Origin of the sequence: Megasphaera sueciensis (genome assembly GCF_050219315.1) — a bacterium.
GTDB lineage: Bacteria > Bacillota > Negativicutes > Veillonellales > Megasphaeraceae > Megasphaera_A > Megasphaera_A sueciensis.
Genome location: NZ_CP116939.1, coordinates 742448 through 769330 on the forward strand (window position 1 = coordinate 742448; position 26883 = coordinate 769330).

General features: G+C 40.5%; 24 protein-coding genes. 6 read left to right on the forward strand and 18 right to left on the reverse strand.

Going from position 1 to position 26883, the window contains the following annotated elements; translation table 11 throughout:
* Nucleotides 1-108 precede the first annotated feature (108 nt).
* From NXG62_RS03585 to NXG62_RS03605, 5 genes are all read left to right on the forward strand, one after another.
* Nucleotides 109-1032 carry an RluA family pseudouridine synthase gene (locus tag NXG62_RS03585; protein ID WP_427113611.1) on the forward strand — a complete coding sequence of 308 codons (924 nt, stop codon included), beginning with the start codon at nt 109-111 and terminating at the stop codon, nt 1030-1032.
* Nucleotides 1013-1945, forward strand: a complete 933-nt coding sequence (gene fba / locus NXG62_RS03590) for a class II fructose-1,6-bisphosphate aldolase (protein ID WP_427113612.1) — start codon at nt 1013-1015, stop codon at nt 1943-1945. The genes NXG62_RS03585 and fba overlap by 20 nt, the downstream gene beginning before the upstream one ends.
* 81 nt (nt 1946-2026) lie before the next feature.
* Nucleotides 2027-2293 carry a 30S ribosomal protein S20 gene (gene rpsT, locus NXG62_RS03595; RefSeq protein ID WP_427113613.1) on the forward strand — a complete coding sequence of 89 codons (267 nt, stop codon included), beginning with the start codon at nt 2027-2029 and terminating at the stop codon, nt 2291-2293.
* A 64-nt stretch (nt 2294-2357) separates the two neighbouring features.
* Nucleotides 2358-3722: an MATE family efflux transporter gene (locus NXG62_RS03600; protein WP_427113614.1), complete on the forward strand. Its 1365-nt coding sequence runs from the start codon at nt 2358-2360 to the stop codon at nt 3720-3722.
* Nucleotides 3715-4947 (forward strand): aminopeptidase, encoded by a 1233-nt coding sequence (locus NXG62_RS03605; protein WP_427113615.1) that lies wholly within the window; start codon nt 3715-3717, stop codon nt 4945-4947. The genes NXG62_RS03600 and NXG62_RS03605 overlap by 8 nt, the downstream gene beginning before the upstream one ends.
* A gap of 134 nt (nt 4948-5081) precedes the next feature.
* Here NXG62_RS03605 and NXG62_RS03610 read toward each other — a convergent pair whose 3' ends face one another.
* Entirely contained in the window at nt 5082-5612 is a 531-nt protein-coding gene (locus tag NXG62_RS03610; RefSeq protein ID WP_427113616.1) for a TlpA family protein disulfide reductase, read from the reverse strand.
* A gap of 202 nt (nt 5613-5814) precedes the next feature.
* Here NXG62_RS03610 and NXG62_RS03615 point away from each other — a divergent pair, with 202 nt between their 5' ends.
* Nucleotides 5815-6750 carry a DDE-type integrase/transposase/recombinase gene (locus NXG62_RS03615; protein ID WP_427113617.1) on the forward strand — a complete coding sequence of 312 codons (936 nt, stop codon included), beginning with the start codon at nt 5815-5817 and terminating at the stop codon, nt 6748-6750.
* Between the two features lie 166 nt (nt 6751-6916).
* Here NXG62_RS03615 and NXG62_RS03620 read toward each other — a convergent pair whose 3' ends face one another.
* From NXG62_RS03620 to miaB, 17 genes are all read right to left on the reverse strand, one after another.
* Nucleotides 6917-8818 (reverse strand): glutamine synthetase, encoded by a 1902-nt coding sequence (locus tag NXG62_RS03620; protein WP_427113618.1) that lies wholly within the window; start codon nt 8816-8818, stop codon nt 6917-6919.
* A gap of 205 nt (nt 8819-9023) precedes the next feature.
* Nucleotides 9024-9479, reverse strand: a complete 456-nt coding sequence (locus NXG62_RS03625; protein ID WP_427113619.1) for a GatB/YqeY domain-containing protein — start codon at nt 9477-9479, stop codon at nt 9024-9026.
* A 29-nt stretch (nt 9480-9508) separates the two neighbouring features.
* Nucleotides 9509-9688, reverse strand: coding sequence for a 30S ribosomal protein S21 (gene rpsU / locus NXG62_RS03630; protein WP_091649940.1), 180 nt, complete (start codon nt 9686-9688; stop codon nt 9509-9511).
* 123 nt (nt 9689-9811) lie between these two features.
* Nucleotides 9812-10936, reverse strand: a complete 1125-nt coding sequence (gene hemW, locus NXG62_RS03635; RefSeq protein ID WP_427113620.1) for a radical SAM family heme chaperone HemW — start codon at nt 10934-10936, stop codon at nt 9812-9814.
* On the reverse strand, nt 10936-12735 hold the full coding sequence (lepA, locus tag NXG62_RS03640; protein ID WP_427113621.1) for a translation elongation factor 4: 1800 nt from the start codon (nt 12733-12735) through the stop codon (nt 10936-10938). The genes hemW and lepA overlap by 1 nt, the downstream gene beginning before the upstream one ends.
* 17 nt (nt 12736-12752) lie before the next feature.
* Entirely contained in the window at nt 12753-13832 is a 1080-nt protein-coding gene (mnmA, locus tag NXG62_RS03645; RefSeq protein WP_427113622.1) for a tRNA 2-thiouridine(34) synthase MnmA, read from the reverse strand.
* Nucleotides 13825-14982 (reverse strand): cysteine desulfurase family protein, encoded by a 1158-nt coding sequence (locus NXG62_RS03650; RefSeq protein WP_427113623.1) that lies wholly within the window; start codon nt 14980-14982, stop codon nt 13825-13827. Before NXG62_RS03650 ends, mnmA begins: the two co-directional genes overlap by 8 nt.
* 53 nt (nt 14983-15035) lie before the next feature.
* Nucleotides 15036-16010 carry an AEC family transporter gene (locus NXG62_RS03655; RefSeq protein ID WP_427113624.1) on the reverse strand — a complete coding sequence of 325 codons (975 nt, stop codon included), beginning with the start codon at nt 16008-16010 and terminating at the stop codon, nt 15036-15038.
* A gap of 27 nt (nt 16011-16037) precedes the next feature.
* Nucleotides 16038-16502, reverse strand: coding sequence for a PTS sugar transporter subunit IIA (locus NXG62_RS03660; RefSeq protein ID WP_427113625.1), 465 nt, complete (start codon nt 16500-16502; stop codon nt 16038-16040).
* 21 nt (nt 16503-16523) lie between these two features.
* Nucleotides 16524-17381: a 16S rRNA (adenine(1518)-N(6)/adenine(1519)-N(6))-dimethyltransferase RsmA gene (gene rsmA / locus NXG62_RS03665; RefSeq protein WP_427113626.1), complete on the reverse strand. Its 858-nt coding sequence runs from the start codon at nt 17379-17381 to the stop codon at nt 16524-16526.
* Entirely contained in the window at nt 17374-17925 is a 552-nt protein-coding gene (rnmV, locus tag NXG62_RS03670; RefSeq protein WP_427113627.1) for a ribonuclease M5, read from the reverse strand. The genes rsmA and rnmV overlap by 8 nt, the downstream gene beginning before the upstream one ends.
* Entirely contained in the window at nt 17918-19171 is a 1254-nt protein-coding gene (locus NXG62_RS03675; RefSeq protein WP_427113628.1) for an aminotransferase class I/II-fold pyridoxal phosphate-dependent enzyme, read from the reverse strand. The genes rnmV and NXG62_RS03675 overlap by 8 nt, the downstream gene beginning before the upstream one ends.
* A 22-nt stretch (nt 19172-19193) precedes the next feature.
* Entirely contained in the window at nt 19194-20138 is a 945-nt protein-coding gene (miaA, locus tag NXG62_RS03680) for a tRNA (adenosine(37)-N6)-dimethylallyltransferase MiaA (RefSeq protein WP_427113629.1), read from the reverse strand.
* On the reverse strand, nt 20131-20928 hold the full coding sequence (locus NXG62_RS03685) for a class I SAM-dependent methyltransferase (RefSeq protein WP_427113630.1): 798 nt from the start codon (nt 20926-20928) through the stop codon (nt 20131-20133). The genes miaA and NXG62_RS03685 overlap by 8 nt, the downstream gene beginning before the upstream one ends.
* A 1-nt stretch (nt 20929) precedes the next feature.
* Nucleotides 20930-22855 carry a DNA mismatch repair endonuclease MutL gene (gene mutL, locus NXG62_RS03690; RefSeq protein ID WP_427113631.1) on the reverse strand — a complete coding sequence of 642 codons (1926 nt, stop codon included), beginning with the start codon at nt 22853-22855 and terminating at the stop codon, nt 20930-20932.
* Nucleotides 22852-25434 (reverse strand): DNA mismatch repair protein MutS, encoded by a 2583-nt coding sequence (gene mutS, locus NXG62_RS03695; RefSeq protein WP_427114232.1) that lies wholly within the window; start codon nt 25432-25434, stop codon nt 22852-22854. Before mutS ends, mutL begins: the two co-directional genes overlap by 4 nt.
* Before the next feature lie 30 nt (nt 25435-25464).
* Nucleotides 25465-26793 (reverse strand): tRNA (N6-isopentenyl adenosine(37)-C2)-methylthiotransferase MiaB, encoded by a 1329-nt coding sequence (gene miaB / locus NXG62_RS03700; protein WP_427113632.1) that lies wholly within the window; start codon nt 26791-26793, stop codon nt 25465-25467.
* Nucleotides 26794-26883 lie beyond the last annotated feature (90 nt).

Below are 26883 nucleotides of genomic sequence, written 5' to 3' on the forward strand. Positions count from 1 at the left end.
ATTCTTAACCATGAAATTATCATTCCACATATAGATTTATTGCAAAGCATTTTGTATAATAGATATGTATAAAGTATTGGAAAAAGCATGGGAAAGAGATGCACATCTATGATTGAATTTACAGTTGGATCACTTACAAAACGCACTTCATTATTAGGCGCTTTGCGTCATAACGGCATATCGGCAACAATGCGCAGAAAGATCAAACACAACGGCATCTGCAAAATTAACGATATCCCTGCCACATGGCGTGATTTTGTCGTACAGGGTGATAAGGTGAATGTAGATTTGCCGATCACACAGTTTTTTGATCCGGAACCTATGGACCTTGATATTGTGTATGAAGATGACTATTTATTATTAATCAATAAACCTCATGGTCTTCTCATGCATCCTACGTCAGGACATGCAGAAGGAACCTTAGCCAATGGTATTATCTATTATTATCAGCAGACAAAACAGCATTGTGCCTTTCATCCGATGCATCGTCTGGATAGAAACACATCGGGTATCGTTATGCTGGCAAAACAGCCGCAGATACAGTATGCATTTTCCCGAAAACATCTATTCTATAATCGATTTTACTTAGCCATCACAAGCGGATACTTTCCCTCTTCTCAAGCAACCGTTCATTTTCCTATCAGCAGAAGCCCGGAAAGTATTGTAAAACGAATTATTTCTAAAGACGGAAAACCTGCATGGTCTGATTTTAAACGTATTGCCGCCAATACAGAATACAGCTTGATACTAGTTACCCTGCACACAGGCAGAACACATCAAATTCGTGTGCATTGCAGTAATTTAGGATATCCGTTGCTCGGTGATGATTTGTACGGTGGTTCCAAAGAACGAATCAACCGCCAGGCACTGCACGCATATTGTGTACAATTTACTCACCCTGTAACTGGTAAAATAATTAATATTATATCTCCTGTCCCGGCAGATATGCAGAAATTAATACGGGAAGCCGGATGGGAGAATATGGTAAAAACTACGCTGGGAGGAATTACAAATGCCATTAGTGACAACTAAAGAAATGTTCAAAAAAGCGTACGAAGGTAAATACGCCATTGGGGCTTTTAATGTAAATAACATGGAAATTATCCAAGGCATCACAGATGCGGCAAAAGAAGAACAGTCACCTGTAATTTTACAAGTTTCTGCAGGTGCGAGAAAATATGCTAAGCATATATATTTAGTAAAATTAGTAGAAGCCGCGCTTGCTGACTCTGATGATTTGCCGATTTGCCTGCATTTGGATCATGGTGACAGTTATGAGCTTTGCAAAGACTGCATTGACGGCGGATTTACTTCCGTTATGATTGATGGTTCCAAATATCCTTTTGAAGAAAACATTGCATTGACTAAAAAAGTAGTAGCCTACGCACATGATAAAGGAGTCGTAGTAGAAGCAGAATTAGGAAAATTAGCCGGCATTGAAGATGCCGTAAATGTAAATGTCCGTGACGCGACTTTTACCGACCCCGATCAGGCTGTAGAATTTGTAGAACGAACCGGAGTCGATTCTCTAGCTGTTGCTATAGGCACAAGCCACGGTGCTTACAAATTTAAAGGTACTCCGTACCTCGACTTTGAACGGCTTGAAAAAATTTCAAATATGCTGCCGGATTATCCGCTTGTATTACATGGAGCGTCTACTGTCATGCCTGAATTTGTAAAAAAATGCAATGAATTCGGCGGACAAATCCCCGGTGCTCAAGGTGTCCCTGAGGATATGCTGTTCAGAGCGGGAAAAATGGGCGTCTGCAAGATAAATATAGATACAGATCTCCGTCTTGCTATGACGGCTTCTATCCGCGAACAACTCATCAACGATCCATCCAACTTTGATCCGCGAAAATATTTAGGTCCAGCGCGTACAGCCATTAAAGGCATGGTTCAGCATAAAATGCGGGATGTATTGAATTGTTCTCATAAAATTTAAAAAGCATTTGAATGACATTGATTTTTTTGATTATTTATGTTACACTACTTTAGTGTGTTGTAGATTGAGGAGGTGAATCAATTGCCGCAAATTAAGTCCAATATTAAAACTATGGAAAAAGACGCAGTTCGTCATGCAAAAAATTCTCAGGTTAAATCTTCTGTTAAAACCGCTATTCGCCGCACTGTAGAAGCTATCTCTGCAGGTGACGCTGATAACGTTAAAACAGCATTTAACAAGGCCAGCAGCGTTATTGACAGCGCTGCATCCAAGGGCGTTCTCCATAAAAACAGTGCAGCTCGTAAAAAATCCCGTCTAGCATCGAAAGTAAATGCTATGGGAAAATAATTTGAATGCCGACACAGCCCCGTATTATACGGGGCTTGTTTTATATCTATTATCCGGAGGTCCTATGCTATTCCCGCAGCCTGAACAATGCAAACATTTTATGAAATTATTTCCCCCTATTTTTTTAACACAGATAGCCCAAGTTGGAACTGCTGTTTTCAGCAGTATTTTCAGTGGTCAGGCCGGTACTATAGATTTAGCAGGTGTCGCAGTCGGTGTAAATATATGGTATCCTATTTTTGCGGGTGTTTCCGGTATATTTTTTGGTATAACCCCTATCCTCGCACAATTAAGAGGCGCTCGAAAATTGGAACGCATCCCTTTTTATATCATGCAAAGCATTTATATTGCAGCTTTTTTCTCTTTATTTATACTTGCCGCAGGATATCTCGTAATTGATCCTTTTCTCTCCTGGCTGACGCTGGAACCACCTGTACGGGAAATTGCCAGTGGATATATGCATGCGCTTGGTATTGGCGTATTTCCTCTATTTATGATAGCGACGCTGCGAAATATAGTCGATGCTCACGGTAAAACCCATATATCCATGACAATTCTCTTACTATACATGGCTATTACTATCGTGTTATTCCGTTTATTGATTTTTGGCGGTATGGGCATTCCTCCCATGGGAGGAGTTGGCGCAGGATATGCCATTTCAATAGCAGCCTGGATTTCATTGTTTGTTTTTATTATTTTATTTCAAAAATTGGCCCCCTTTAACTCCTATCATATTTGGACACGCTTAAGACCGGTGATGTTTATTTTATGGATACAGCAATTACGTTTAGGATTACCTATTTGCATTGCCATATTTTGTGAAACAAGCCTTTTCAGTATCGTAGGCCTGTTGATGAGTGAATATGGTACTGTATTTCTCGCCGCCAATCAAGCGGCTATAAGCTACTCTACCCTTACGTATACTGTACCCTGGAGCATCAGTCTTGCTGCTACAATTGTTGTTGGTTATGAAGTAGGAGCTAAACAATATAAAACAGCGCAGCAATATGCCGTACTTTGTCAAATGACTGCTTTAATTATTGCCTGTTTTACCTCTGCGGCAACATTTATTTTTATAAACCCCATTGCATCTCTTTTCACATCTGATACAACTACGTTTATACATATTAAAGCTTTTATAACATTTGCTGTTATTTTTGCCTTTTGCGATGCGATGGGCACTCCAGTTCAGGGAATACTGCGCGGATACAAAGATGTAAAAAGCATTACATGGATTGCTTTTATTACCTATTGGATCATTAGTCTGCCCTTGGGCTTAGGACTATCCCATTGGACTTACTTGGGAGCATATGGATACTGGGTAGGTTTTATTATCAGTCTGGGAATAGCTGCAATTGCTTACAATACACGGTTATGGGGCCACACAGCATATATATATCAACAAAAAGGAGATCAGCCTAATGATTGAAAAAAATAAGCTTCACTCGTATGCTCTTACACTATTAAAAAAAGGAGTTAATTTGCAAAAAAAACAGATACTGGTTGTCAGTGCCCCCGTAGAGTCCAGTAAATTTGTTACCATATTAACAGAAGCAGCCTACAACTGCGGTGCTTCACAAGTAATCATAAATTGGCACTGTGATGATACCACACGATTGCAGTATGAATATGAAGCATTAGAAAAATTTAATCATGTTCCAAATTGGCGCCGTGAATTCAGTCTGCATTACTACCACAAAGGAGCTGCCTTTATCAGTTTGATTTCAGCAAATCCATATTTAATGAGCCATGTAGATCAGGAAAAAATTTTTTCTTGGCAAAAAGCACAAAATGCAGCTTTAAAAGAATATATAGATGGAATGATGGCATCTAAAGTATCGTGGCTCGTTGCTGCTGTCCCCAGTACCACATGGGCAAAAATTTTATATCCTGAAATGGATGAAAATAGCGCTTATGAAAGGTTGTGGAAACAAATTTTATCTTCCTCTCGTGCCGATGGAATAGATCCGTTACATGACTGGGATAAACATCTGGCTTCTTTGGAAAAACGCCGTAATTGGCTCTCTGATATGCATTTTAACAGTTTGCATTATACAAACAACCGGGGAACAGATTTAACGGTCGTGCTGCCCAAACAACATATCTGGCAAGGGGGTACGGAAGAAACAACTTCACATATTCCTTTCAATGCAAACATTCCTACTGAAGAAGTATATACGGCACCCTTATCCACAGGAACCAGCGGCATCGTCTATAATACAAAACCGCTTGTCTATAATGGCAATGTCATAGATAATTTTAACCTCACTTTTTGCGATGGACGTATTATCCACCTGCAGGCGGATAAAGGGGAATCTATACTGAAACAATTAATAGAAGTAGATGACGGCGCTTCTCGTTTGGGGGAAGTAGCACTGATTCCTTACCATTCTCCTATTTCACTTTCAAATGTACTTTTCTACGAAACTTTATTCGACGAAAATGCCTCTTGCCACTTGGCTTTGGGAAAAGCATATCCTACATGCCTGGTAAACGGTTCCGAATTAAACGAAAATGAACGGAAATCTGCAGGTATAAACAACTCTATGATTCACATAGATTTTATGATTGGCTCCGAGGATTTGACGATTATCGGAAAAAAAGAGGATGGAACGGAAATCCCCGTTTTTATAAATGGAGATTTTGCAATTTGATACGTTGTATATAAAAACACGTATTAGAAATATTGTAGTGACCCCCATAAGCTAGATTTCTAGGTCTAACTTATGGGGGTCACTACATAATCTGTTACTTCTAATACGTGTTTTTATATACACATGAGAAAATATTATAAAATAGGACCTAAAAACTTCTCCATCTCTCTTTCACTCATCCCCCCCGTGTGCTGTGATATTATTTTACCTCTTTTATCAATAATAAAAGATATAGGAATCGCATTTACATGATAAGCTTCCGATATACTATTCAAATCTCCTCTGTAAATAGGTATTTCAAATGAATTGTTCTGTAGAAATGCTCTTACATCCCCCTCATTTGAATCCATATTAATTACCACAAAGTTTATTTTATCCCCATATTTTTTATATAGTGCATCGATATGAGGCATTTCTTTTACGCAAGGTGGACACCATGATGCCCAAAAATTAAGAAATACAGGTTTATCCATATATATATCCCGTAAGCGCAGCTGTTGACCATTCCCCCTCACCATTTTCAATAGGATATCCGGTGCTGTCGTCTCCTGTTCCACCTGTGAAATTTGCTTAGCTTGCTCCCTTTTTTCTGTATCTGTAGTACAACCAGTCATTATAATCAATATGGCAATAAAGATTCCTAACAGTATTCCCTTTTTAACCATCTGCTTCCCTCATTTACAAAATTTAAATACAATAATTTAATTATATCATGAAAAATTTAAATCTTCTATACGGAATATAGAAGATCTTGTTTATACACTGTAGGTTTACCATAGATATGTTACAAAAACAGAAATGAGAGAACACCTTTTTGTGTTATGCTTAAGTTACTACGCAAAACCATAACAGAAAGGGAGTCCTCTCATGAACAGCATAACACAAGATGTAAAGTATCGTCTATCTATTCTTTCTTACGCCAGAAAATATGGTGTGACTATTGCTGCTATAAAATATCGTACGAATCGCCAGTTTATCTATCGCTTGCAATGGCGCTATGATGGGACCCCGGCATCGTTACAGCCCCGATCCAGACGCCCTCACCATCATCCCAATCAACACACGTCTCAAGAGATAACGTTTATTCAGAATATGCGACGACGAAATCCGCATGCCGGGCTGGTCGTGTTTTGGATCAAGCTAAGAAAACGGGGATATACACGATCCATCACTGGCCTATATCGCTGTTTAAAGCGTATCGGACTCACACGGGAATCCGTACCGAACCCAAAGTACATCCCCAAGCCCTATCAACAAGCACTGTTCCCTGGAGAAAAAGTGCAGGTAGATGTCAAAGTAGTTCCTTCTGCTTGCATCGTGGGGCAGGCACATGCGCTGGGTGAAAGAATGTACCAATACACGGCTATCGATGAATGTACGCGCGTTCGGTATTTGGAAGCATTCCAAGAACAGAGCACCTATTCTTCCACGATATTTCTCCAACACTTGGTACGAAGATTCTCGTTTCCCATTTGTAAAATCCAAACCGACAATGGCTTTGAATTCACCAACCGATTTGGTCGAAGTAAGACAGCGGAACTCACGCTGTTTGAACGACAATTGGCAGCCTATCACATTATCCATCAAAAAATACGGCCGTATACGCCGCGGCATAATGGAAAGGTAGAGCGCTCTCATCGAAAAGACAACGAGTACTTCTATGCGGAGCATCGTTTTTATTCTTTTGCAGATTTCAAAAAACAGTTAGCAGTGCGTAGTAGAGAATACAATAATTTTCCTATGCGTCCCCTGGCTTGGAAATCTCCCAATGAAGTTCTCCGATCTTTTCTCTCCGCTATGTAACATATGTTTGACAAACCTACAAATATAGAAGATCTTGTTTATACACTCTTAATTACTATTGATTAAAAATTATGACATTTAAAAGCAAGGTATGATACATACGTAACATATAAAAAAGCCTGCTCATCTATAGCATCTAAAATGAGCAGACTTTTCTTTTTACATCTTAAAATGCATTGTGAGAATATTCATAATACAAAGCATCTAATTCATCCATTTTTGCATTCATGGTAATCATCAAATCGGAAGCTTCATCATAATTTTTTTCACCTAATGCCTTTTTTATTCTTGAGAAAATGGATAATCCTTTTTCTGTATCACGACCTAATTCAGTACGTAAGTTATTGATTTTTGTCCAGCGTTCCACTTCAAGTGGATTTGTATCGGCATCCGTATGGAGAGCTTTTGCAGTAATAACCTTTTCCAAATTATCAGGAATAATGCGATATTGAAGTTCCAATGCCCACCGTGTCAAAGCCCCGATTTTAAAGGAATCCATTAACCTGGCAGGGAAAGCTTCGCAAGCAAGTTCTGCTTTCTTTTCTGGATATTCGGATAATGCTTTAAGATTTTCCCAAACAGTCGCGGGAGCCTTGCCAAACTTAGAAACCAATTCTTCTTCATCAAAGTTTTCAAATACATCAACTTCTGAGCGATATTCGCGATCTTTTTCAAGATATCCTGTTTCTTCGCCCTGTTTCTTGGAAATTTCCGCTAATAATTCCGTTGTATCTTTTTCTTTTCCCAACGCATATTTAATACCATCCAATGCTGCTAAATAAAATAAAGCAAGAATCAAATAGGTATTTGAGAAAGGATTCGGAGCACGTACTTCGAACCGAGTAGCTTTCGGATTATCCATATCACGGATTAATCCAGCAAGAACTGTACGATTCCGCGTCGGAACGTCCGGTGTTTCGCCGCCTAACGCGGTTACAATACAAATAGGAGCTTCAAAACCTGGTTTTAATCGATTCAAGGAATCGGTCGTAGCAGAAACAAACGGATTGATTACTTCATAATGTTTTAAAATCCCCATAATCGCGCCATAACCAACAGAACTCAGAAAATCTTTATTCATATTATCCGGACTGAACAAATTAACAAATTTTCCGTTCTTTAAAATGGCACCCATGCCAACGTGCGTGTGTTCACCACTACCGGCGACTCCAGTAATCGGTTTAGCCTGGAATGTAACTTCAAGCCCATTTTCACGAAATACTTCACGGATAATAATACGAGCTTGAATTTCATTATCGGCAGCCTGTACCGGATCATTTGCGTATTTCCAATCTACTTCCAATTGTTCCAAAACAAAAATCAATTTGCCGGAATCATCAATTTGCGCTTTGATACCGCCAACTTCTTTATGACCCATTTCTGGTTCCAGTCCATACTGTTCCAAACGTTCCACGGTCTGTTCCAACGCAGTCCGAACCAAGCCATGAGTACGCTGCCAGTATTGTTCCTGCATTTTCTGAGAAACAGACAAAAGACGGGTTGCTACATCCTGACTAGGTGTTTTTACCCAGAATTCCAATTCTGTAGCAGATGTGAAAACGATTTTTGCAATATCATCCGGGTTTATATTAATTCCTTTAATGCCATGTTTCTTTATCAAAGACAATACTTCTTCGCCTACATAATCTACCGTATTACGTAAAATTGAACGAGAATCTATATATCCAGTCGCATGTTTTAAATAGCAAGGAATTCGAAGAGTCCCAACCGGCTTTCCTGTCACACAGTCAATATTTCCGTCATTATAATCTACAAACCAATTAACTCCCGGATCAGCTTTCATATCCACACGGGCTTGATCCAGCGTAGCGATACCCGGTAATACGACAGATGAACCATCCGTCTGAATAGCTGTAGCATTAAAGAATTTTTCATATTCATCAAAGAATGTGGAAATAGGGATTTTTTCATCCGTATCGTTCCCGGCCAAATCAATTCCCACCAGAGATACAAATTTGATTTCAGGGTGTTGTTCTAAAAGTGCAAGAACACCTTCCTTACCATATTGACCGGCAGGAATAACATAAACTAAACCTTCCTTTGACATACAATCTCCTCCTTTTAATAGCTAAAGCTTGCCTTTAGCTTTCTTTTTCCAATACATATGCAGTTATTGAAAAAAAGAAAAAGACTTCTCCCCCTTGCAGGGTTGAAGTCTTCTTTGACTTAGTGACATGACTTATTCTATTTACAAATCATGCTTAGATATTACAATCAATTAGTAAATTTGTCAATACATATTCTTGATAAATTTAACTATTTTTTTGTAAAATATCTTTAACTGCTTGTGAAACCATACGGCCATCCGCCTTGCCCTTCACCAAGGGCATAACGATTTTCATGACATCTCCCATCTTTAATGAAATCATGTCTTTTCCAACTAAGGCATCCATAACAATCTGGTGTAATTCATCAGACGTCAACTGCCTTGGCATATATTTTTTCAATATATCCATTTCGGCTGTTGTCTGTTCGACCAAATCATTCCGACCGGCCTTATTAAACTCTTCTAACGATTCTTGTCTTTGTTTCATTTCTTTGGCAATGATTACACCTACACCCGTATCATCTAACTCGATTTTATTATCAATTTCTGTATTACGGATTGCAGAACGAATCATTCGAATAACAGACAGTGCTGTTTTTCCAGATTCTTTGGCTTTCATTGCTTCTTTCATGTCCTGTAGCAGATTTTCTTTAAGAGACATTCTATCACCCTTCTGTCTTTACCAAAAGATTATGCTCTAAATTTCCGTTTCCGTGCTGCTTCGGACTTCTTTTTTCTCTTTACGCTTGGTTTTTCATAATGTTCCCGTTTCCGTACTTCGGAAAGAACACCTGCTTTTTGGCAAGAACGTTTGAAGCGGCGGAGCGCGCTATCTAACGTTTCATTTTTACCAACTTTGATTTCTGCCATCTGATCTCCCTCCCTCCAAAATTTTGTTAGGGAGTGCTTTTATATTGCACACATTAAAATTATACTCAAAAAGAGCTATTTTGTCAATCCTGCCGGTATGTACCGTAAACAAATGGGATACCTTTAGTCTCGTATAAATTGTTCAAAAACATAGTTTCCATATGAAAATCCTAATTTGCTGAGACGACAGCCGGAAGATATGGGAACCAAAAGCTGCTGCGCAAATAATCGTTCTATGATATCTCCAAATTCAGTTTCTACGGTCGTTGAAAAAAGGGTATGAAATTTTTCATAATCAATACCGTCACACATACGCAGCGCTAAAATACAATAATCTTCAGCAGCTCGTTTGGATGTAATGGAAACGCTTGTCTCAACGACACTGCTTACACCAGCGTTATGTATATATTCAGGGATATTGGCAATATTGGCAAATCGCTTATTCTGATAAAAAGAATGCGCAGATACGCCAAAGCCAAGATATGGCGAATATTGCCAGTATTTGCTGTTGTGACGCGATCTAAACCCGGGCAGGCAATAACTGGATATCTCATAATGTTCAAAGCCTTCTGCCGCCATATTTTCGTGTACAAGTTCAACCATAGCCTCTTTTTCTCTCTCATCTGGCAGAAATACCCGCTGGTGGCGTATATCGTCCCAAAGAAGCGTATGCTCTTCCACTATAAGGCTATAAATGGATGCATGCGTAATCGGCAGCTGTGTCAGTATCCTTAAATCCGTATATACATCTGCCGCAGACTGGCCGGGAAGTCCAAACATCAAGTCTGCGGAAATATTGGATATACCGCCCTCCCGAATAGTCATCACAGCATGTTTTCCCTCTTCTGCCGTATGAATACGCCCCAATCGCTGCAGCTGCTCATCTGAAAATGACTGCACTCCCAAACTGAAACGATTGACCCCAATAGAGCACAAATCTTGTACATACGTTTCAGTTATATTATTGGGATTTGCTTCTATGGTAATCTCAGCAGAAGAATTCACTGAAAAATGATTTCTTACAGCACCTAAAATAGATTCTACTTGCTGTGCTGTCAGTAAGGATGGAGTCCCTCCCCCTAAATAGATTGTATCCGCCGTTTCGCCAGCACCGGCCGCATACATAATTTCCCGGCACAATGCTTTTACATAATGCGAGAGGAAGTATGATACACCGCCATAGGAAGGAAAATCACAATACCGACATTTTTTTTGACAAAAAGGAATGTGAATGTAAATGCCAAGCATTATTTATCTACCTGTAGTACAGCCATAAACGCTTCTTGTGGAATTTCAACGTTCCCCACTTGCTTCATTCGTTTTTTTCCTTCTTTTTGTTTTTCCAATAGTTTTCTCTTGCGTGAAATATCTCCGCCATAACATTTAGCTAATACGTCTTTACGCATAGCGCGAACATTTTCGCGGGCAATAATTTTATTTCCTATCGCTGCCTGGATAGGTATTTCAAAAAGCTGCCGCGGAATAATGCTGCGCAGTTTTTCAACCAATGCCCGTCCGCGCCGTTTAGCTGAGTCTTGATGAACAATCGTACTTAATGCATCAACGTTTTCTCCATTAATCAAAATATCCAATTTTACCATCGGCGACTGTTGATATCCGTGTAATTCATAATCTAATGAAGCATATCCCCGTGTAGATGATTTTAATGTATCAAAATAGTCATAAATAATTTCACACAAAGGTAGATCATAAACTAATGATACCCGTGTCTCATCAAGATAATCCATGCCTATATATTGTCCTCGGCGATTCTGGGATAACTCCATGACCGTACCAACCATGTCCTTCGGAATAATAATCGTAGTTTTAACGAAAGGTTCTTCCATATGATCTATTTTAGTCATGTCCGGCAGCAGCGAAGGATTATCAATCTCCTGCATAGAACCGTCTGTCAAATACACATGATAAATTACAGAAGGTGCTGTAGTAATAAGTTGTAAATCATACTCCCGCTCCAATCGCTCTTTTACAACATCCATATGCAATAAACCAAGGAATCCGCAGCGAAATCCAAAACCTAAGGCAGAAGATGTTTCCGGTTCAAATAATAATGCAGCATCATTCAGATGTAATTTTTCCAACGCATCCCGAAGGTTGTCATATTCATTCGTTTCTATCGGATACAGACCGCAATACACCATCGGCGTCGCCCGGCGGTACCCGGGCAAAGGTTCCGTTGCTGATTTTTCTACCTTTGTCACGGTATCTCCCACACGGCAATCCCGGACATTTTTCATGCTGGCAGCCAAATATCCGACACTTCCGCATTCCAATGAGTCAACAGGACGCATTTGCGGTGCAAATATACCAAGCTCCGTAGTCTCAAAGACTTTTTCGGACGCCATCATTTTAATTCGTTCTCCCGTTTTTAAACTTCCCTCTACAATACGGATATTAGCAATAGCACCTTTGTATGAATCAAAATGAGAATCGAAAATCAATGCCCGCAGCGGTGCATCGGCAGCATCTTCCGGTTTCGGGATGCGCTGCACGATAGCTTCCAGAACATCATCGATGCCAACTCCCGTTTTAGCACTGACAAGAATTGCTTCTGAGGCATCAATCCCTATGATATCTTCGATTTCTTTGGCAACTCGTTCGGGATCTGCACTGGGCAAATCGATTTTATTGATAATCGGTACGATCTCTAAATTGTGTTCCAGTGCCAAATAAACATTTGCTAATGTCTGAGCTTCAACTCCTTGTGTCGCATCGACAACAAGAAGAGCTCCTTCACAAGCGGCAAGACTTCGTGATACTTCGTAATTAAAATCGACATGCCCTGGCGTATCAATCAGATTAAGTATGTATGTATTTCCATCCTTAGCAGCATAAGATAAGCGAACAGATTGAGCCTTTATCGTAATCCCACGTTCGCGTTCCAAATCCATCGTATCTAAAAGTTGATCTTCCATTTCCCGCTTTTGAACGGCCCCTGTTTTTTCAATCAGGCGGTCTGCCAGCGTAGATTTTCCATGATCAATATGCGCGATAATCGAAAAATTGCGTATATATTTTGTTGCCATTATTCTTTCTCCTCTGTTTATATAATAACCCCGCCGCCAAGAACACGCTCACCATCATATAAAACAAGCGCTTGTCCTGCTGTCACGGCACGTTGTGGAACATCAAAATCAACTTGTATCCGTTCTTCATTTATATGAACCATACATGCTGCTTCCTTAGCAGCATAGCGGATTTTTCCCTGTGCTCTAAATGAAGATGCTGTGGGCTTCCCTTCGACCCAAGATACCTGGTTAGCAAAAACCGTATGAGAAAACAAAGATTCTTGAGCTCCCACAACAACACGATTATGAAGTGCATCAAGAGCCGTAACATAATACGGGCCTCCAGGCCCGCCTAAATCAAGACCGCGTCGTTGTCCGATAGTATAACAAGGGATACCTTGGTGACATCCCAGACAGTTGCCCTGCGCATCCACAAAATCACCTCTGCAAAAAGCAGTTGGAATGCGGCTGCGCAGAAAACGTTTATAATCATTATCAGGAATAAAACAAATATCTTGACTTTCCGGTTTGTCAAATACTGGTAATCCAAAAGTTTTAGCCAATTCTCGTGTATGCGTTTTTTCAAGATCAGCCATAGGAAATAAAATATGGGGCAATATATCCTGAGTTAATTGATACAATACATACGACTGATCTTTGTGCCTGTCAGTACCCCGCAAAAGTTCATATATATTCTTTTCTTGATTATATGCAATGCGTGCATAATGACCTGTTGCCAGGAAATCCGCACCAAATTGCTTGGCTTTCTCCCAGAGTAGTCCAAATTTTATATACTTATTACAGGCGATACACGGATTAGGTGTATTCCCTGAAGCATACGCTTCCACAAAATAATCAATAACAGTCTTTTTAAAAATATCTCTGAAGTCCAATGTATAATGAGGAATTCCTAAGATAGAAGCAACTGCTTTGGCATCATCTACTGCCGATAGCGAACAGCAAGCATGTACATTATCAATAACGTTGCATTGTGGCTCCTCTTCCCACAACCGCAACGTAATACCAACAACATCAAACCCTTTTTGTTTCAATAAAGCCGCTGTAACAGAGCTGTCTACACCGCCGCTCATAGCAACCGCTACTCTTTTATCCATGGTCTTCCTCCTTTCCCAACATCTCTCTAACAGTCCGATTTATAATTTCAACAGCTTCCTTTACTTCTTCCATTGTCGTTTCTGTACCAAAAGAAACTCGAACGCTACTGTGTATCCATTTTTCCGGCAGTCCCATTGCCTTAAGAACATGAGAAGGTTCAACGGCTCCGGCTTCGCAGGCAGAACCTGCCGAAACGCCTACTCCCTGCATATCAAGGGCAATTAACAGTACTGCATTATCTATGTCGGAGATACTGAAATCTAAAATATTAGGAAGAGAATGTTCCCATTCTCCATTTAAATGAAACATTTCACTATTCATACTAAATGTTTCATACATATATTTTTTTAATTTTCTTGCCTGATCATACCGCTGCTGTCTTTCTTTTTCTAAAATAGCCGCAGCCGCTCCAAAGCCAACAATTCCAGCTACATTCTCTGTTCCTGCCCGTAAATGACGCTCCTGCGGACCACCATACGCTTCCGATGAAATTTCTATTCCCTTCCGAATATACAGCGTTCCCATTCCCTTCGGACCGTAAATTTTATGACTGCATATAGACAGTAAATCAATATGATCTTTTTGAGGATACACAGGCAAGTAACCAAATGCCTGTACAGCATCCACATGAAAAATAATATGATGATCTCTGGCAATATTTCCAATATCTGCAATCGGCTGAATCATGCCAGTTTCATTATTGGCATACATGCAGGAAATCAATACCGTATCTTTACGAAGCGCCTTTCGAACATCGTCGGCATCTACACGTCCTGCATTATTTACCGGAAGTATCGTTACTGTATACCCCTCCTGCTCCAATGCGCTAAATGTATGCAATACGGCTTGATGTTCTACTGCGGTAGTAATAATATGTCCACCCTCAGGATGATTCGCTCGTAAATACCCTCGTATCGCTAAATTATCAGCTTCGGTTCCACCGCTGGTAAAAATCAGCTCTTCTGCAGAAACTCGCAAGCAATGTGCCACTTGTTCCCGTGACTTTTGCACTGCAGCCCGAGCCTGCTGTCCCCAATAATGAAGACTCGAAGGATTCCCAAATTCCGTTGTCAGCCAGGGCAGCATAACCTGCAATACTCGTGGATCCAGAGGCGTTGCCGCCGCGTAATCCAAATATATACGTTTCATTAGTTAACTCCTTGATAAACAAGCTTACTCTATATCATACCATAAAACATGATTTATATAAAAAGCAAATGTCCTAAAAAAATAAAAAAAGTCATCGTAAAAGCGCTTAATGCTGTTGTATTCATAACAACCTGGGTGGCATACTCCGGGCAGTTATTAAATTCGATAGCATACATTGCCGTATTTACGGCTACCGGCACAGAACAATAAATTAAAAAAACGATAGAAGCAACCGGCGAAAAACTCCCGGGAATAAGCAAATTAACAGCATAAATCGTTGCTAATCCCAAGAAAGGAAACAACAGTAATTTAACAATACTCGTAAGCCATACTTCATGATCCAACCACTTAATCGTTGTACGATGCAGCTGAATTCCAATACTGATCATCGCTACCGGCAGCAATGCCGCCCCTGACATCTCCATAATAGGCCAAAAGAAAAATTGGGTAGCATCCCAGCCCGAAAAACGTGCGGCCAAGGCTGCGATAAACACATAAATAATCGGCATCCGAAAAACAACTCCCAATGTATCCCTTGCCGATAAACGTCCACGTCCTGCCTGGTATAAACCAATTGTGTTCAACGTAATATTTTGTATAACAAAAATCAAAATCTGAACGACCATCGCTTCTGCCAGATAAGGGGTCTGTCCATTTACAACAAAAGGGTCATGAGAAAACACCAGAATAACCAGAGCCACCCCAAGATTTCCAGAATTGTTAAACATAAGAGCATTTCTGCAGGATTCCAGCATACATGCATCGTAGTGTCTCAGTTTGCCGATAAACGTTGCTACTAAAAAACCAATAAACATTAAAAAGAAAATACAAGAAATAATGATGGCACTGGTAGCCGGAAAATCTGTCTTATACAAATTAGTGAATACAAAACTCGGTATAATTAGATAAAATAATAATTTAGATAATGTTTTTACATCCAAGCTGAATCTTTTATCTAAATAAAAACCGATCAATACTAAAAGAAAAATAGGTACCATCGTATGTTCTAAAATATAAAAAAATACCATACATTCCCCTCCTATATGACTGCTGCATCATTTATAAGATATTTTCAATACAGCCGATTTATCTTCTAAATTTTTCGTTATACAGCCATGAATATCTTCCAAATTGGTAACAACAATTACAACCGTAGAAACCTTTCCCTGACTTTCCAAATAGTCCGCATTAAAAGAGAGCAATGTTTCACCTTTTCGTATTGTCATTCCAGGTTTAACATGGGATATAAAGCCATGTCCCTGTAATGTGACCGTATCAATGCCCACATGAATCAATAGTTGTACTTTTCCCGTTTCAACAGCAATCGCATGCAAGGTATCTGCAAGCAAAACAATCTTGCCATCGCAGGGAGCCGTAATATCAGATGTTACCGGTTCGACCGCAAACCCATCCCCGAGCATTTTCTGTGAAAAAACAGAATCATTTACTTCTGTAATATCTATCACGCGGCCCTCAACGGGGGCCGCAATAATCGTTGTCTTTTTACCTATCCCAAACATAATTTTCACCTTCTTTTTGACCTACTTTCGAATATATCGTGTCCAAGCATCTGCCACACAGGCAAATTCAGCCAGCGACATCGTTTCACCGCGTCTGCCCCCATCAATGCCGCAGTGATTCAATATATCCGTCACTGCTTCTTTCGAAAGTCCTGCCGCTTTTAATGTATTAGAAAACGTTTTACGACGTTGTGAAAAAGCAATCTTCACCACTTGAAAAAAACGTTTTTCTTCAAGAACTTCAACCGCCGGCTCCTTGCGTATATCCATAGAAATCACAGCGGAAGTAACTTCCGGCGCCGGCATAAAAGCCCTCGGTGGTATTTCAAATAATAAGTGCGGTTCCGTATAATATTGTACGGACACAGATAACGCCCCATACACTTTACTTCCTGGTACAGAGGTCATACGCTGGGCAACTTCCCGCTGCACCATAACGACCAGTTTCTCCACTGGAAGACGCTGTTCTAATAATTTCATGATAATAGGTGTCGTAATATAATACGGTAAATTAGCACATACTGTAAACGGTTTATGTCCCATCAGTTCAAGTATATCCGTCCGTAAAATATCCCCATGAACAATCCGTACATTGGGATAGTGTTCCAACGTCTTTTCCAATACCGGAAGTAAATGTGTATCAAGCTCAACGGAGGTAACAGCCGCACCTGTTTCAGCCAAAGCCTGGGTGAGGGTACCAATGCCAGGCCCTATTTCCAAGACCGGATCATTTTCTTTGAGTACTGCGGCATCCGCGATAGATTGAACAACCGCATGATTTACCAAAAAATTCTGTCCCAATTTTTTATTCATTCTTAACCCGAATCGATCAACAATATAGCGAACTACATCCGGTTTTGACAAATCCACTTCATTCATTCTCAGATACCTCATCCATCTGGCATATCGCTGCTTCCCACTCGGTACGCAGCACGCCGTAATGATTCAAACGTCGTAAAAATTGCTTGGCATTACCATAACCGATACCCAATACCGCGCCTGCCCGATTTCGTCGTTCAGCCGCTGCTGCGCTTCCATTCATGCCTGCTGCCATTAAGTCTTCCATAGTAAATTCGCAATATGGTTCAAAAGAAACACACCGAACCTTTGAAAGTGCCGAACGTATGGCTTCCGGAGAAGCTTGTTCCACTCCAAGATCATTATTGGCAATCGCTTCTTCTCTAGGAATAAATGCATGTTTAGCTTTTGGGAACCGCTGTGTTAAATACGTGCGAATCCGTTCACCGGCACTATCCGGATCTGTCAAGATAATAATTCCTCTCTTTTCATACGCGTACCTGATTTGTTCTAATGTATCGGAACGCAGACAAAATCCATCTGTTTTAATAATGTCGGCATCCACACTTTGCTGCAGCCGAGCTATATCGCTTTTTCCTTCAACAACAATGACTTCTTTAATCATTACCTTGTTCCTCGCCATTTTCAGAAATATAACGGGCCGCATTCAAAATAGCCAGCACATTATGTTCAAATACAATACCTCCCTGCAAATAAATCATATAGGGTTCGCGGATAGGTCCATCAGCAGAAAGTTCAATTGATGATCCCTGTACAAAATCTCCCGCCGCCATGATAATTTTATCGGCATATCCGGGCATATCGTCAGGAATCGGTCTAACATGCGCATCAACAGGGGAAAAAGATTGTATTCCCTGACAAAAAAGACACATATTTTTTTCGTTTTTCAAATAAATAGTTTGTATCAAATCACAGCGAAGGGTATCTGCCGTAGGAGATACATCGAAACCAAGCTCAGAAAATACGGCTGCCGCAAAAACAGCGCCTTTGATCGCCTGTGCCGTAACATGAGGTGCGGAAAAAATACCTTGAAAGAATAATCTATATCCGGCAGCATAGGATCCAAGTTCTGTTCCTAATCCCGGTGCAGTCAAATAATCGGCTGCCGCATCTACTAAATCTGCTCGTCCGGCAATATATCCGCCTGTAGGTGCGATACCGCCGCCTGGATTTTTGATAAGAGACCCTGCGATAATATCTGCTCCCACCTCTAAGGGTTCCTGTTCCGCCGCAAATTCTCCGTAGCAATTATCTACAAAACAAATTGTATCAGGACTAATTTCCTTAACCGCAGCAATAATCGTTTGTATATCTTCAAGTGAAAGAGATGCACGTGTACTATACCCGCGGGAACGTTGCAATAAAACAACTTTAGGTTTTTTGCCGGCGGCATATCGGATCCCTTCCAAATCATATGTATTATTTTTTAACGGCACTTCATCATATCGAATACCCTTTTCCTTGAGAGAATGTGCCGTCTCATGCGTATATCCAATAACACTTTGCATCGTGTCATACGGAGCACCTATTAGTGAAATCAATACATCATTTTGTTGCAACAATGCACAAAGTACAGTTGCCAATGCATGCGTGCCGGAAACAAAATGCGGCCGCACAATCGCTTTTTCTGCTTTAAAAATATGAGCAAATACTTCATCCAATTTTTCCCGCCCTAAATCACTATACCCATATCCTGACGTGCCGGCAAATTGGTATGACGATACTTGGCAGTCCTTAAATGCCTGAAGTACTTTTCCCGTATTATGCAAACTGATCGTGTCAATATGTTCAAATTGTTTGGCACAAACAGCCAACGCTTTTTTTCTAATTAACTCAAAATTAAATGACAAAATTCCAGATCCTTTCTTTCTGCTACATTTTCAACTTCCAGTATATTTCTATATCCGTTATAACACTATGTGCTAATTCTTCTTCCGAATCATAGTGTTCTTTTTCATACCAATGAATATATGGCATGCGTTTATACCAAGTTAACTGCCGTTTAGCAAAGTGCCGTGTACGAATTTTAATGCGCTCTGCCATTTCTGCAAAGGGTAATCGATGATTCAGATATGCTGTAATTTCTTCATAGCCAATAGCCTTCATTGACTGACAATCCGCCGATATTCCATTCTCGAGCAATGAAATTACTTCGGCGATCCATCCATTTGCCAGCATATCATCCACTCGCTGATCAATCCGTTTATATAACAATTCCCGCGGTAATTGCAGCCCGACAACATAAGCATCATATATAGGTGCTTTTTCCTTATCCGTATGTACAAATGCAATACCCTCCTTGCCTTCGATCGCACATAAAAGACGGACAAGACGGTGTGTATTGCAAAATAACTCATTCCAATCCACTGGCTGCCAATCTGTATTTTTCCTGATATATGCCGCTAAATCCTCTCGCGTCGAACAAGCAATACGTTCTCGTGCCCGTTCCCGCATAGCTTCACTTGATTTAGGACCATCAAAATGAAACCCTTCCAAAAGAGACTGCACATATAAACCGGTACCGCCAACAAGAACAGGAATAGATCCTTTAGCATTCAACTGTTGTATAGCTTGTCCTGCCATACGGCAGAACACAGCCGCTGAATAGGTTCCCGAGGGATCGATAATATCAATAAGATGATGTGTATAACGACGCAGTTCTTCTACTGTAGGCTTTGCCGTACCAATATTCATTTTTTTATATATTTGATAGGCATCACCGGATATAAGCTCGGTGTGAAGCTTCTCCGCTAAAAAAAAGCTCAGAGACGTTTTGCCCACAGCGGTCGGTCCAATAATAGCAATGACTTTATCCATGTTCACACTCCAATACGGCATATCCGATTCTGCTATATTTGCCGCCATATAATTTTACACGGGGATATACCATTTTCAATCGCTGAAAAGATCTTCCTTTGATTACAACTCGCCGTCTGGCTTTGGTTAATGCTAAAGCCAGACACTCATCCGACACGGTTTCATGTTCCAGCAAATTTCTTACAGGATGAAACTGCGGGCTGCTCCGTATAGGGCGGGCAAACATAGGATCAAAATAGATAATATCATACGGTGCTATATCCGTCCGCCGCAAATAATCCCGGTAATCATCATGTTGCAATCCTATGCGCCGCATGGCTTTCGTCACATCTGCCTGTTTATGCACAAAATGAGCTAATCCCCAAGAGGTAACAGCCGCCATATACGGTGATATTTCCAACGCATGCACATCCGATCCTGCCGGAAGACCAAAAGAAGCTACAATCGCATCCGATCCAAACCCGCATGTACAATCTAATAATCGTACCGGACCTTCAGCTCCCAAAGCTTCAAGAAAATAATCCGTCATTCCCTGTCGGATATGTTGAATACGGAGTTCCGCCATACTTAAATGAAAAGCATGCCGACCCAAGAATGTCCGTATTTCCGGTCCCTGCATCGTGAATACAAGAATTGCTTCAATATGATATGCTGTTAAAAGCTGTTCTATATTCTGCTCTCCGCGTTCTATAAAAAAAGCATGAATAGAAACTGCCCATTTACGGCCTTGGTTACAAACCGATTCGCTGGCATGCAGCGAGGTAGTAACATATACCTTTTCCATTTTCATCCTACGTTCTCTTAAATAACTTTGCCAGCTCTTCCGGTGTAAAACGTAAGATAATAGGACGTCCGTGAGGGCAGACAAAAGGTTTATCCGTGTGGAATAAATCCTCTAAAAGCTGCTTCATCTGTCGAATATTCAGAATATTTCCTGCTTTGATCGCACCATGACAAGATAAATACGCCAAAGACCGATGCCTCATCTCTGCTTTATCCGGCTCTTTATCTTCATGGAGAAACTTGCAGATATCGCGCAAAGAACCTGCAATATCACTTGTTTTCAAGTCACTGGGAATTGCTTGCATACGTAATGTATTCGGTCCTGCTTCCGAATAGACATATCCTAAATCATCAAATATTTCCTGACGCTCCAAAAGGAGTGTCATATCTTCTGCATCTACTTCAACAAATTCAGCAGTCAATAATTGTTGTGATGGCATCTTTTCTATGCGATTGCAAAATGTATCATACCGAATGCGTTCATGTGCAGCATGTTGGTCGATAATGTACAAATCCTGCCCTTTTTTCGCTATAATGAAACACTCCGCCACTTGTCCTAACGGAATAAAAACAGAATCATCGCCTTCAAAAATAATTACCGGATCTGTTTGCGGTGCAACTACTGCAGCCGGCGCCGATTCATGATCCAGTACTTCATTGAAAATATGCTCTTCCTGCTTCGTTGCTCTAGAGGCAACACTGTGATTCAATTCCGCATACCCCGCACTGCCGCCGGTATAGGAGAAAACATCATGTGCTTCAGACAACTGTCCCCTTGCATCAGGTAAATCGAGTGATTCTTGTGCAAAAGATAACGGACGTGTTTCAGGAACCGGCGATACGGTCACTGATTCCTTAGGTGCTGTTATGGACTCAGATACCTCCATTTTTTCCGCCTGAAATGAAGAAATATGGGGAACAGTTGCTATTTGTTCTGGTTTTTCCTGCTGCATCAGTGATTGGATAATACCGCGATATACGACTCGGTATATTGCCTGTTCTTCCGAAAATTTTATTTCTGTTTTAGCTGGATGCACATTCACATCAATTGAGGCCGGATCCATTTGCAAGTGCAGCATAGCAAATGGATAACCTGACTTTGGCAGCATAGCATGATACGCATTTTCAATCGCTTTAAAAAGAACCAGATTATGAACAATGCGATGATTAACAATACACGTTTGCCAGGCCCGGGAACTTTTTAAAACAGAAGGTTTTCCAACATATCCTTCTATATGTATATTATCTGAGTCATATGTTACCGGAAATATTTCCTTAGCCAGCGACGTACCGTAAATATTTGCGATCGTATCAAGAAGTTCTCCGTTTCCGCCAGTATGAACAACCGTCCGGCCATTATTGATAAAAGTAAACTCAATAAAAGGATGCGCTAATGCAAGCTTTATAATCATTTCATTTATTTTACCGCTCTCCGTTCGTTCACTTTTGAGAAATTTTTTACGAGCCGGTGTATTATAAAATAAATCACGTACCTCCATGGTTGTTCCCACAGCAGATCCCATTTGATCATCGGCAGTAACTTTTCCGCCATCCAGCAAAAGATGCGTAGCAAACGTATCTCCAGACTGTCGGGTTGTTATCTGCAAATGTGATACCGCCGCAATACTGGGTACGGCTTCACCGCGAAAGCCCAGCGAACTGATTGCATAAATATCCTCTACAGAACGTATCTTGCTGGTAGCATGGCGGATAATACATTTATGAGCATCATCTGCATTCATACCGCAACCATTATCGGTAACACGCATATAGGACTGTCCGCCATCGGCAATTTCAATTTCAATAGCAGACGCGCCGGCATCAATAGCGTTTTCCACCAGCTCTTTTACACAGGAAGCCGGCCGTTCCACTACTTCTCCTGCTGCGATTTTATTGGTTGTTGCTTCATCTAAAATAGTAATAATTGAATTCAATTTTTACCACTTCCTTCCTTGGCTTCCTTTTGCAAGGAATATAAAAAAGAAATAGCTTCAATAGGAGTCATACTGGATACATCGACCCCCATTAACTTGTCTATAACCGGATTAGAAAACAGATCACCTGATCCATCACCAGCCTCCACCGGACCGGATGCATGAGAAAATCCGGGAGACGCGCCAGGTTCTCCCTGAGCTTCCAACTCAGACAAAATAACTTCGGCTCTTTTCAATAGCCCCTCCGGCAGTCCTGCCAAGCGTGCAACATGCAATCCGTAACTTCGATCAGCTCCGCCGGGAATAATTCGCCGCAAAAATTTAATACTGCGGCCTCGTTCCTTCACGGCAACAGTATAATTTTTGACTTTATCATATTGTCCGGCCATATCAATAAGTTCATGATAATGAGTAGCAAACAGCGTTAACGCATGAACATTCTTAAGACAATATTCAATAACCGCTCTGGCAATAGACATCCCATCAAAAGTACTTGTTCCACGACCGATTTCATCGAGTATCAGCAGACTGCGAGATGTCGCATGCTTTAGGATATATGAAACTTCTTTCATTTCCACCATAAAGGTGCTTTGTCCGGTTAAAATATCATCACTTGCTCCGATACGGGTAAAAATCCGATCGACAGGACAAAGAACAGCTTCTCGGGCAGGAATGAACGAACCAGTCTGTGCCATAAGCGTCAAAACCGCAACCTGACGCATATAGGTCGATTTTCCTGCCATATTAGGACCCGTTATAACAAGCACTTCATGATCTTTGTGATTCAGTGTAACGTCATTCGGAACAAACATTTCATCCTTTATATATTTCTCAATAATCGGATGTCGCCCATCACGAATAATAAACGTATCATCCTTTGTAAACTGTGGACGTGTATAATGATTTTCATGCGCTGCACAAGAAAAACTATATAAGCAATCCACCCTGGCAATCGCCCGGGCTGTTTCCTGCATAGAAGGAATGTGCTCCTGTATTTTTTGACGTACTTCAGAAAATATTTTATACTCCAATGCCAGTGTCCGCTCTTGTGACGTCAGTACCTTCACTTCAAACTCCTTAAGTTCCGGCGTAATATAGCGTTCCGCATTGACCAATGTTTGCTTGCGGACATAGTACGCAGGTATAGGCTTGGTATTGGCATGAGAAATTTCAAAATAATACCCAAACACCTTAGTATATCCTATTTTTAATTTAATGCCTGTTTTTTCTTTTTCCTGTTCCTCCAGTTCTTGCATAAAAGCTCGGCTATTGGCAGATATTGCGCGTATTTCATCAAGTTCTTGTGAATATCCCTCGCGAATCACGCCGCCATTGCGAATCACGGTTCCCGGATCATCTTTTATAGCCTTAGACAACAACTGATATGTCTCTTCATGTCTCTGAATTCGTTCATTCAATTGCCGTAAAAGAGGTGAGACGGTTCCATCGAGAATCTTTTTTAATTCTGGAACAACTGCCAATGATTCGCGCAAAGCGACCATATCTTTAGGGCTGGCAGTACCTGTTTCAATTCGTGTAAGAATACGTTCAAAATCATATATGCGATCCAGTGTATCTCCCATATCCTGACGAATGATTTCATGCTGCAGCAATTCCTCGACTGCATCTTGCCGCCGCACAATATCCGCAATTCGCACTAGCGGAAACTCCAGCCATTTTCGCAGAAGACGTCCCCCCATCGCAGTATGTGTCCTGTCAAGAACATGTAACAGTGTCCCTTTACGTCCGCCGTCACGAACATTCTGAGTAATTTCTAAATGCCGTAGACTCGCGGCATCTATAATAAGACGTTTTTCATTATCCACTTGTTCCAGAACATTAATATGAGAAATGTCCGTTTGCATAACGGTAGCCACATAGGATAACAAAAGTCCCAGACATTGTATTGTTGTAAAAGTTAAAGAATCAATATATTCAGAAAAATGTGCGGTTGTTATTGCACGGTAATCTATATCTTCTTTACCATCATACAAGGTTACCACACATTGAGATAATCGGGTATGCACATACTCCAAAATGACTTCCGCAGAACTGCCCAGCTGCGAATAAATCAATTCACTGGGATCATACACGGAAAGCATATCAAACAACGTATCCTCTATAGAGTTAGTAACACAAAGAGACCACAGGCATTCACCGGTGGTCACATCCATGAGCGCTATTGCTATTTCATCCTCTTTACCCATCAAGCAGGCAATATAATTATTTTTCTTAGATGCTACAGCATTTTCTAACGTAATGGTACCCGGTGTAACAACTTTAATAATTTTACGCTCGACGAGGCCCTTTGCAAGTTTGGGATCTTCCATCTGTTCACAAATAGCTACCTTATATCCTTTATGTACCAACCGTTCGATATACGTATCAGCAGAATGAAACGGCACTCCGCACATAGGTACTTTTTCTTTGTCACCGCCGGCACGGCCGGTCAGTGTCAAATTTAATTCTCGGGAAGCCGTCAATGCATCATCAAAAAACATTTCATAAAAATCCCCAAGACGAAAAAACAATATTTTATCCTGACATTGTTCCTTAACTTCCAAGTATTGCTTTATCATCGGTGTAATCTTCTTTTCCGCTGGCAACGTCTATCCCTCCTGTTTCCATATATGTCCTTTCAAAACCCATGTTTGCCCTTTGTCAACAACAACGGGGACCGTATCACCGACAGCAACGGTATTATCATTTTCCCATATAATCATCTTATTTCCTGTCGTACGTCCAAACCAATGATTTTCATCATTTTTTGTCGGACCTTCCACAATGACAGAATAGATTTTATTTTCCATTTTCTTATTATAGGAAAGGCTGATTTTATTCTGCATATCCATTAACTTGCGTAAACGAAGGCTCTTTACATCTTGCGGGATTTGATCCGGCATTTTAGCAGCGGGAGTACCTGTACGCGGTGAATAGATAAACGTATACGCCATATCATATTGGGTCTTTTCCAGAAAATGCAGTGTTTCTTCAAACATTTCTTCCGTTTCTCCCGGAAAACCAACAATAATATCGGTGGTAAGAACTAAATCAGGAATTCTTTTGCGAGCGTACTCAACTAGTTCCAGGTAATGATCCGTTGTATATCCTCTATTCATTCTCTTTAATAATTCATCAGAACCGCTTTGAATTGGCAGATGCATATGATTAACAATTTTTTTACTTTCTGCCATGGCATCTATCATGGCAAATGTCATATCCTTAGGATGACTTGTCATATAACGGACTCGCTCAATACCTTCTATATCTTCGATTCGTCTGATGAGTGTTGAAAAATCGGTTCCATTTTTAAGATCCTGTCCATATGAATTTACATTTTGTCCTAAAAGCGTGATTTCCTTAAATCCCTGCGTTCCCAGTTTTTTTATTTCTTTCGCGATATCCTCCACAGAACGGCTTACTTCCCTCCCGCGAACATACGGAACGATACAATACGTACAAAATTTATTGCAACCGTTCATAATAGGTACCCAAGCAAAAAAATCACGAAAATGCCGTGTTGGCAAATCATGAAATGCCGGAACTTTCATATCTGTGGCAAGATAATGATCCGATTTTTTCTGACGTTCCTCAATAAGGGAAACAAGCTTATGAATATTATGTGTACCAATAACCAAATCAATATGGGGGGCTCTATGAAAAAGTTTGTCCTGCCATTCTTGTGCCATACAACCGGTTACGGCGATAATCAAATCAGGATTACGTTTCTTTAAATGTTTCAGTTCTCCTATTTTTCCCAGTGTTTTATCTTCCGCTGTTTCGCGTACACAGCATGTATTTAATAAGATAACATCAGCCAATTCCATATTCTCCGTCATGTGATACCCTAACTCTTCCAACTGGCCGGCATACCGTTCCGAATCGCTGATATTCGTCTGACAACCATAAGAAATAATAAAATAATATTTTTCTCCCATGTAATATAAACCTTTCCTTTACTATATTTTACCATCATTATATTTTACCATAGTGGACACTGCGGAGCAATTTATTTATTGTATTTACAG

Coding starts and splice junctions, on each gene's coding strand:
- NXG62_RS03585 (WP_427113611.1), top strand. CDS start 109: ATGATTGAATTTACAGTTGGATCACTTACAAAACGCACTTCATTATTA.
- fba (WP_427113612.1), top strand. CDS start 1,013: ATGCCATTAGTGACAACTAAAGAAATGTTCAAAAAAGCGTACGAAGGT.
- NXG62_RS03600 (WP_427113614.1), top strand. CDS start 2,358: ATGCTATTCCCGCAGCCTGAACAATGCAAACATTTTATGAAATTATTT.
- NXG62_RS03605 (WP_427113615.1), top strand. CDS start 3,715: ATGATTGAAAAAAATAAGCTTCACTCGTATGCTCTTACACTATTAAAA.
- NXG62_RS03610 (WP_427113616.1), bottom strand. CDS start 5,612: ATGGTTAAAAAGGGAATACTGTTAGGAATCTTTATTGCCATATTGATT.
- NXG62_RS03615 (WP_427113617.1), top strand. CDS start 5,815: ATGAACAGCATAACACAAGATGTAAAGTATCGTCTATCTATTCTTTCT.
- NXG62_RS03620 (WP_427113618.1), bottom strand. CDS start 8,818: ATGTCAAAGGAAGGTTTAGTTTATGTTATTCCTGCCGGTCAATATGGT.
- NXG62_RS03625 (WP_427113619.1), bottom strand. CDS start 9,479: ATGTCTCTTAAAGAAAATCTGCTACAGGACATGAAAGAAGCAATGAAA.
- rpsU (WP_091649940.1), bottom strand. CDS start 9,688: ATGGCAGAAATCAAAGTTGGTAAAAATGAAACGTTAGATAGCGCGCTC.
- hemW (WP_427113620.1), bottom strand. CDS start 10,936: ATGCTTGGCATTTACATTCACATTCCTTTTTGTCAAAAAAAATGTCGG.
- lepA (WP_427113621.1), bottom strand. CDS start 12,735: ATGGCAACAAAATATATACGCAATTTTTCGATTATCGCGCATATTGAT.
- mnmA (WP_427113622.1), bottom strand. CDS start 13,832: ATGGATAAAAGAGTAGCGGTTGCTATGAGCGGCGGTGTAGACAGCTCT.
- NXG62_RS03650 (WP_427113623.1), bottom strand. CDS start 14,982: ATGAAACGTATATATTTGGATTACGCGGCGGCAACGCCTCTGGATCCA.
- NXG62_RS03655 (WP_427113624.1), bottom strand. CDS start 16,010: ATGGTATTTTTTTATATTTTAGAACATACGATGGTACCTATTTTTCTT.
- NXG62_RS03660 (WP_427113625.1), bottom strand. CDS start 16,502: ATGTTTGGGATAGGTAAAAAGACAACGATTATTGCGGCCCCCGTTGAG.
- rsmA (WP_427113626.1), bottom strand. CDS start 17,381: ATGAATGAAGTGGATTTGTCAAAACCGGATGTAGTTCGCTATATTGTT.
- rnmV (WP_427113627.1), bottom strand. CDS start 17,925: ATGATTAAAGAAGTCATTGTTGTTGAAGGAAAAAGCGATATAGCTCGG.
- miaA (WP_427113629.1), bottom strand. CDS start 20,138: ATGGATAAAGTCATTGCTATTATTGGACCGACCGCTGTGGGCAAAACG.
- NXG62_RS03685 (WP_427113630.1), bottom strand. CDS start 20,928: ATGAAAATGGAAAAGGTATATGTTACTACCTCGCTGCATGCCAGCGAA.
- mutS (WP_427114232.1), bottom strand. CDS start 25,434: ATGATAAAGCAATACTTGGAAGTTAAGGAACAATGTCAGGATAAAATA.
- miaB (WP_427113632.1), bottom strand. CDS start 26,793: ATGGGAGAAAAATATTATTTTATTATTTCTTATGGTTGTCAGACGAAT.